The organism is Aquiflexum gelatinilyticum, from assembly GCF_024813435.1.
In the GTDB taxonomy this organism is placed as follows: Bacteria; Bacteroidota; Bacteroidia; order Cytophagales; family Cyclobacteriaceae; genus Cognataquiflexum; species Cognataquiflexum gelatinilyticum.
The window spans coordinates 1-6,815 of sequence record NZ_JANAEZ010000016.1 but is presented as its reverse complement, the minus strand read 5'-3'; the positions used below and the strand labels follow the sequence as shown (position 1 = coordinate 6,815).

At 41.3% G+C, this 6,815-nt stretch carries 1 protein-coding gene; it reads left to right on the top strand.

The genetic code is table 11. From position 1 onward, the window contains the following. Positions 1-6,815, top strand: a 6,815-nt coding sequence (locus tag NK987_RS21280; protein WP_259265493.1) for a CotH kinase family protein, incomplete at both ends; no start/stop codon positions are given.

Here is a 6,815-nt window from a genome sequence, read left to right as displayed (position 1 = left end):
GCTAATTTTGATCCTTTGACAAGGACTTTCTCAGGAACTCCTCTGGCAGAGAATGTAGGAACACTTTCGGTCGAAGTAACTGCCGATGACGGAAACGGGGGGTCTGTATCCGATATTTTCGACATTGTCATTTCCGCAGCAAACAATATCCCGACGGTCATCAACCCTATCGCCGATCAGGCGGCTACTGAAAATATCCTTTTCAGCTTCGAATTTCCAAATGATGTTTTTCAGGACCTTGACGGAGACGGATTAAGCTTCTCTGCACTGCTCGTAGGCGGTGGAGATTTACCCGCATGGCTGGTCTTTGATCCTTTGACAAGGACTTTCTCCGGAACTCCTCTGGCTGAGAATGTAGGAACACTTTCGGTCGAAGTAACTGCCGATGATGGAAACGGGGGAACTGTATCCGATATTTTCGACATTGTCATTGCGGCTGCCAATAATTTGCCTACCGTTGCCAATCCACTGTTGGATCAGGAGGCAACTGAAAATGCTTTATTCAGCTTTGTTTTCCCTGAAAATACTTTCCTAGACCTTGACGGTAACGGGTTCACTTACTCAGCCCTACTCACCGGCGGGGAAACATTACCCGAATGGCTTTCTTTCGATGCACAGACCAGGACTTTCAGCGGAACTCCTCTGGCTGCTAACGTCGGAACTATTTCCGTTGAGGTGACTGCCGATGACGGAAAAGGAGGAACTGTTTCCGATTCTTTTGATATTATCATTGCGGCACAACCAATTGTAAAATCCTTAATCCATTATTGGAATTTCAATGATGAGCTTAATTTGCTTCAACCTGCAATTTCCTTAGCAATAGGCGCCGGAATAACTCCGGAATTGGCAGGTTCTACTGTTCTGACTTTTGGTACAGGGCAAAGTTTTGCCGGATTGAATGCACGAAATGGAGATCTTGCTGAGGAACATTTGAGATTTAATCTTCCGATTGGTTCAAATTTAGTCTTTAGCATCCCTACCACTGGATATAGAAGTATTATTGTCAAATACGAAACCAGGAGAAGTGGGTCAGGTGCAGGTTTACAGACTTTGAGCTATACACTTGATGGAATTAATTTCATCTTTCTTCAAGATGTTTTGCCTGTAGATGGAGCACCTGAAGTGATTACTTTGGATTTCACTTCAATTGATGGGGTTTCTGACAATCCAAATTTTAAAATTAAGATAGAATTTTCTCAAGGTACTGGCGGAGTTGAAGGAAATAACAGATTTGATAATATCACTGTAGAAGGAGAAGCCTTCGAAGGGCAAAACTTTGCTCCAATAACGATCGGAAACATCCCTTTTAGACAAATAACAAAAGGCCAAGTCTATTCTGTGGACCTTTCAACCATCTTTTCTGATCCAAATGGAGATGTATTGGAATACCAGATCTCTTCATTGGACACAGACTTGGTAAATGCCATTCTAACCGGAAATAGTCTGGAAATAAGCACTTTAAAGGCAGGATCAGCCACCATCAACATTACAGCTTCTGATGGATCGCTTAACTCCCCTATTCTTTCTTTCAGGACATTGATTTACCCGGAAGCGCATGTCCTTTCGACTGGAAGTTATTCCTTTACCAATTGGTCAGCAGAGGAAGCTGATGGAAATTTTCCACCATCTATGATTTTTTTACAATCAAGCCAGGATGATCCAAGTTTGGAAACAGAACTTCTTTTTGATTACAGTATACCATCAAGTGATTATGCTGCAGCAGATATCGCCAATATCGGTTTCTCATATAAAAACACATCCCGAACCAGAATCAATGGATTAGGTGAAAATGGCATTTCCTTTATCAATACAGGAAGGGGACGTGACCTTGGAGGAGCTTTGCTAGCCCTTGATTCAAGAAATGTAGATGGGGTGAAGATCAGTTTTGACGCTGAAACACTGATACCAAACTTCAGACAATATAACTTCGCTGTACTTTATCGTGTAGGAATTGAATCACCTTGGCAGGTGGTAAACAATGTCAATGGTGTGCCATTGGTTTATGTTGGAAAAGATGTTGTTGAAGGAAGTATAGAAAATTTGGTTGGATATTTACCTGCGAATGGTTTAGGACATGAGTATGTGCAGGTAATGGTAAAATATCATTATGTGGGCCCGGTAAGCAGTGGGGCAAGGAGAATGCTTCGCTTGGATAATCTGGAATTAACCAATGAGTCAGATCCGACTGTGGGTACAGCTCCTGGAAATACAACTTTGTTGAGTCCGGAAAATAGCAGTTCATTAGTTTCTGTTTTGCCTACGTTTACTTGGACACCTGCTACAGATGCAGGAAACTATCAACTTGAAGTTGCCATTGATAATGGTTTTGAAAACTTGATATTAAGCCAGCAGATTTTAAGTGGAACTGAATATACCTTAACAACACCACTGGCCTATTCTCAGGTTTATTTTTGGAGAATAAAAGCAGTAAATGGATTCGGGGAAAGTGAATGGTCTCCAATTTTCATTTTTACCACAGAAGCTGAACCAGAACCTATTTTAATAGCTATAAATGAGATCATGGCATCTAATGCAAGTACCATTCAAGATGAGGATGGCACTTTTTCTGATTGGATCGAATTGTATAATTATGGATCAGAGACCTATAATTTGGAAGGATTTGGACTTTCAGATTCAGACGGGTCCCCTTTCAAATGGGTTTTCCCTGCATTAGACCTTGCTCCGGGACAATATTTGTTGATCTGGGCTTCAAGTAAAAACAGGACAAACCCAAGTGGGCCCTTGCATACTACATTTGCCATCAGCTCCAATGGTGAACCCATACTCCTTACCAGTCCGGATGGTGTATTGGTTAACCGAATTGACCCTCTTGCTTCAACAGCAGATATCAGCAGAGGTAGGTTTCCTAATGGCTCTGAAACAATTGAATTGTTTACGCAACCCACACCGGGAGCAGCAAACATCAGTGATGGTGTAGGACCTGTGCTTCCTCTGACTGCACCTGAGTTTTCTGTTCCTCCGGGGTTTTATCAGTCCAATATTGAACTAAATTTAACCCATCCAGATCCACAGGCGGTTATCCGGTACACCCTAGACGGATCGGAACCCACAGAATCCTCCCCTGTTTGGAGTGGAGCACAAACCATAACAGATAGGAGTTCAGAACCCAATGTAATTTCATTGATCCCTACCAACTTTATTACCGGTGCAAGAGGCTGGACTCCGCCAAGCGAAACTATAAAAAAAGCTACTGTGATTCGAGCCAAAGCATTCAAAACAAATGGATCAGAATCTCCTATAAAGACAGCAACTTATTTTGTCCTTCCAGGTCACAGCTATACTTTACCAGTTGTATCCGTAGTCACCAATCCGGCAAATTTGTTTGACGAGAACACTGGTCTGTATGTCCCCGGCGCAAATTATGTTTCAGGGGACGATGACACTGGAAATTATTATCAATCTGGAGATCTTTGGGAGAGGCCTGCATCCATGGAGATGTATGGGCAGGGCTTTGATTTCCAACAAAACATTGCCATTCGAATTAATGGAAATTATACAAGAAGGTTACCTCAGAAATCATTACGCATCTATGCCAAAGGAGAACCAGGAAAGTCAAGTTTAGATTACCCTATTTTCCAAAACCCTGAAAGGTCTGGATTTCAAAGGATGATATTGAGGAACTTTGGAAACGATTGGGGGGCGACTTTGATGACTGATGTGTTATCCCAAACAATGGCAAAACATTTGAATGTGGATTACCAACATTTCAGAACATCGGTAGTATTTATCAATGGGGAATATTGGGGACTTCACAATTTTAGAGAAAGATACGATAAGTATTATTTTGAGAGGATTTACGGGGTAGATCCTGACAATATCGATTATTTGGAAAACAAATATGTTGTAAGTGAAGGAGATGCAAACAATTACATGGAATTTATAAAATTCTTTGAAAGCAACGACCTTTCTGTAGATGAAAATTATGCCGAAATGAACAGGTGGATGGATATTGAGAATTTCCTTGATTACTATGTAACTGAAATATTTGTGAACAATAATGATTGGCCGCAAAATAACCTCGAATACTGGAGAGCAAGAGTACCTTATAACCCAAATGCCCCAAAAGGGCAGGATGGCCGATGGAGATGGATAATCAAAGATTTGGATAGATCTTTTGGCCGCATCATTTCGAGTAACTTCAACATGTTAGAGTGGGCCACCAACGGCTCAAGCGGATGGGCCACTTCATTATTCAGAAATCTATTAAAAAATGAAGAATTCAAGTATGCTTTTATCAATCGGATGTCAGACCAATTGAATACAGGCTTTAAAAAAGAAAGAATTCTTCATTTAGTGGACAGCATCCAAACAATCATTCAGCCAGAAGTTCCCGAACACACAAAACGGTGGAACCAGCCTTCCTCTATTTCCGACTGGATGAATAGAATTCAAAATGTAAAAAATTTTATAGAGGTTAGGGAAGGCTTCGTCAGACAACACTTTATTGAATATTTTGGGTTGGGAGGGACTGCGAACATTATCTTGGATATTTCCGATCAGGGGGCAGGTTCAATTCGGATCAACTCTTTAGAAATCAATGAACAAACGTTGGGACTTTCCCAAGGACAAGTTTATCCATGGAACGGAACCTATTTCAAGGATGTTCCAATATCCTTTCAAGCCATACCCAATCCCGGATTCAGTTTTAGTCATTGGTTGGTGAATGGGTTAGTTGTCAAATCTCAAGATGCCAAACTCATACCGACTCAGGATACGGCTATCAAAGCAGTTTTTGTATCATCTAACAGATTCTTTTCGGAGTTGGTTTCTCCGACAAATGGGTCTTTTGGGGCAGGTCCAAATCCCAATTTTGAATGGAACAATGCCCCAGATGCAGTGAGTTACAGAATTCAAGTCTCGCTCGATCCGAATATGAGTCAGTTGGTTTTGGATCAGGGCAACCTTACTACAAACAATTATTTAGCAAGTAATCTGGATGTAAATCAGGTATATTCTTGGTGGATAATTTCCAGTAATGCTGAAGGAGCTCAAGACTGGTCTGAAATCTGGAGATTTTCTCCTGCAGAGGAGGGCACCTTAACTACGCCTGTATTATTAAGCCCAGGAAATGACAATCAAAACACTCCATTGAATGTGCAATTGGTTTGGAATGATGTCTTTGGTGCCGACAGTTATCAACTTCAGGTTTCTGTCGATCCTACTTTCTCTACAACTTTTTTGGAAACTACTGTACAAAATGAAAATAGCTATCCACTTTCCGGGCTTCTTGAAAATACAGTATACTATTGGAGGGTAAGGGCCAATAGAGGTACAAATTCAAGTGAATGGTCCTTAGTAAGAAACTTAAAAACCTTGGATCTACTTGATCTAAATGAAGGACTTGTCGGTCATTGGAAATTGGATGAGGGAAGCGGGAATACTTTAATTGACCACTCAGGCAATGGTTACAATGCAATAATTCAAAATACAACAGGTATTTCATGGTCACCTGGGGTCATTGACCTAGGAATAAATTTGAATGGATCTTGGGGAAGATATGCTTTGGTTCCTCATCAACCCAACCTTGAATTACCGAATGCTTTGACCATTTCAACTTGGGTAAAACCAAATATACTGGGAAGACATACTATTATAAGCAAGGCTGATGGAAATGGCTTTGAACTTTGGCTGGATATTTCCGGAAAAATTGAATTCAGGCTTAACCGAGGAAACAACGGAACAGCATATAGAATTTTATCCAATTTCAACTATAGTACCGAGTTGGGGAAATGGATTCACTTGGCGGCAACCTTCGATGGAAGCATTATGAGGGTTTTTGTAAATGGAAATCTTGATGCTATTACTTCTTTTCCTCAGTTTGGCATTGGGACTTCCTCTGGCGACCTTGTGATTGGCGCATTAGGTACCATTCAAAGGTTAAACGGAAGCCTCGATGATTTGAGATTATATAACCGTTCTTTGAGTGATTCGGATATCAATGCCTTATTTATTGGAGAACCAACTTTGCCCGGTGTTCCAAGTCTTACATCACCGGCATCAGGAACTGAATTTCCTTTGGGTCAAGAAGTTGAACTTGAATGGTCGGCTTCACCACAAGCTGAAAGTTACCAAATTCAGCTTGCTTTTGATGAGGATTTCATTGACTTGGTCATTGAACTGGACCTGAATAATGCGCTTTCTTATCAAACTAAAGGCCTCTTGGCAGAAACTACTTATCATTGGCGTGTACGAGCATCCAATGCCGAAGGAAATTCAGAATGGTCTTCTGCAAGGAATTTCAAGACGGGAGGCTCTATTTTACCTGTGACGGGAATTACTATTGACCCTACTTCAGCCAATGTACAGATAGGAAACACACTTCAACTTATCCCTACAGTTTTCCCTTCCAACGCCTCAAATAAATCTGTTACTTGGACTACTTCAAATCCTTTAACCGTAAGTGTCAGTTCTTCGGGATTGGTGACCGGCCTATCTGCAGGAACTGCAACCGTTAGTGCAATTACAGAAGACGGCAACTTCACATCAGAATCATTGATTACTGTGACAGGAAACAATTCCTATGCAGGTTTAGTCGGCCATTGGAAAATGGATGAAGGTAGTGGATCCATATTCATTGACCATTCAGGAAATGGAAACAATGCAACCATTCCTACATCCTCTGGGGTTGTATGGACCTCCGGAGTTGTTGGTCAGGCCGCAAGGTTCAATGCTGCATCCGGTGCTTACGGTTCCGTATCACACAATCCTTCCATTGACATTACCCAAAAAATCACAATTGCCGCTTGGATCAGGCCAAATGCCGTCGAAAACAAAGGTATCCTCTCCAAATTGAG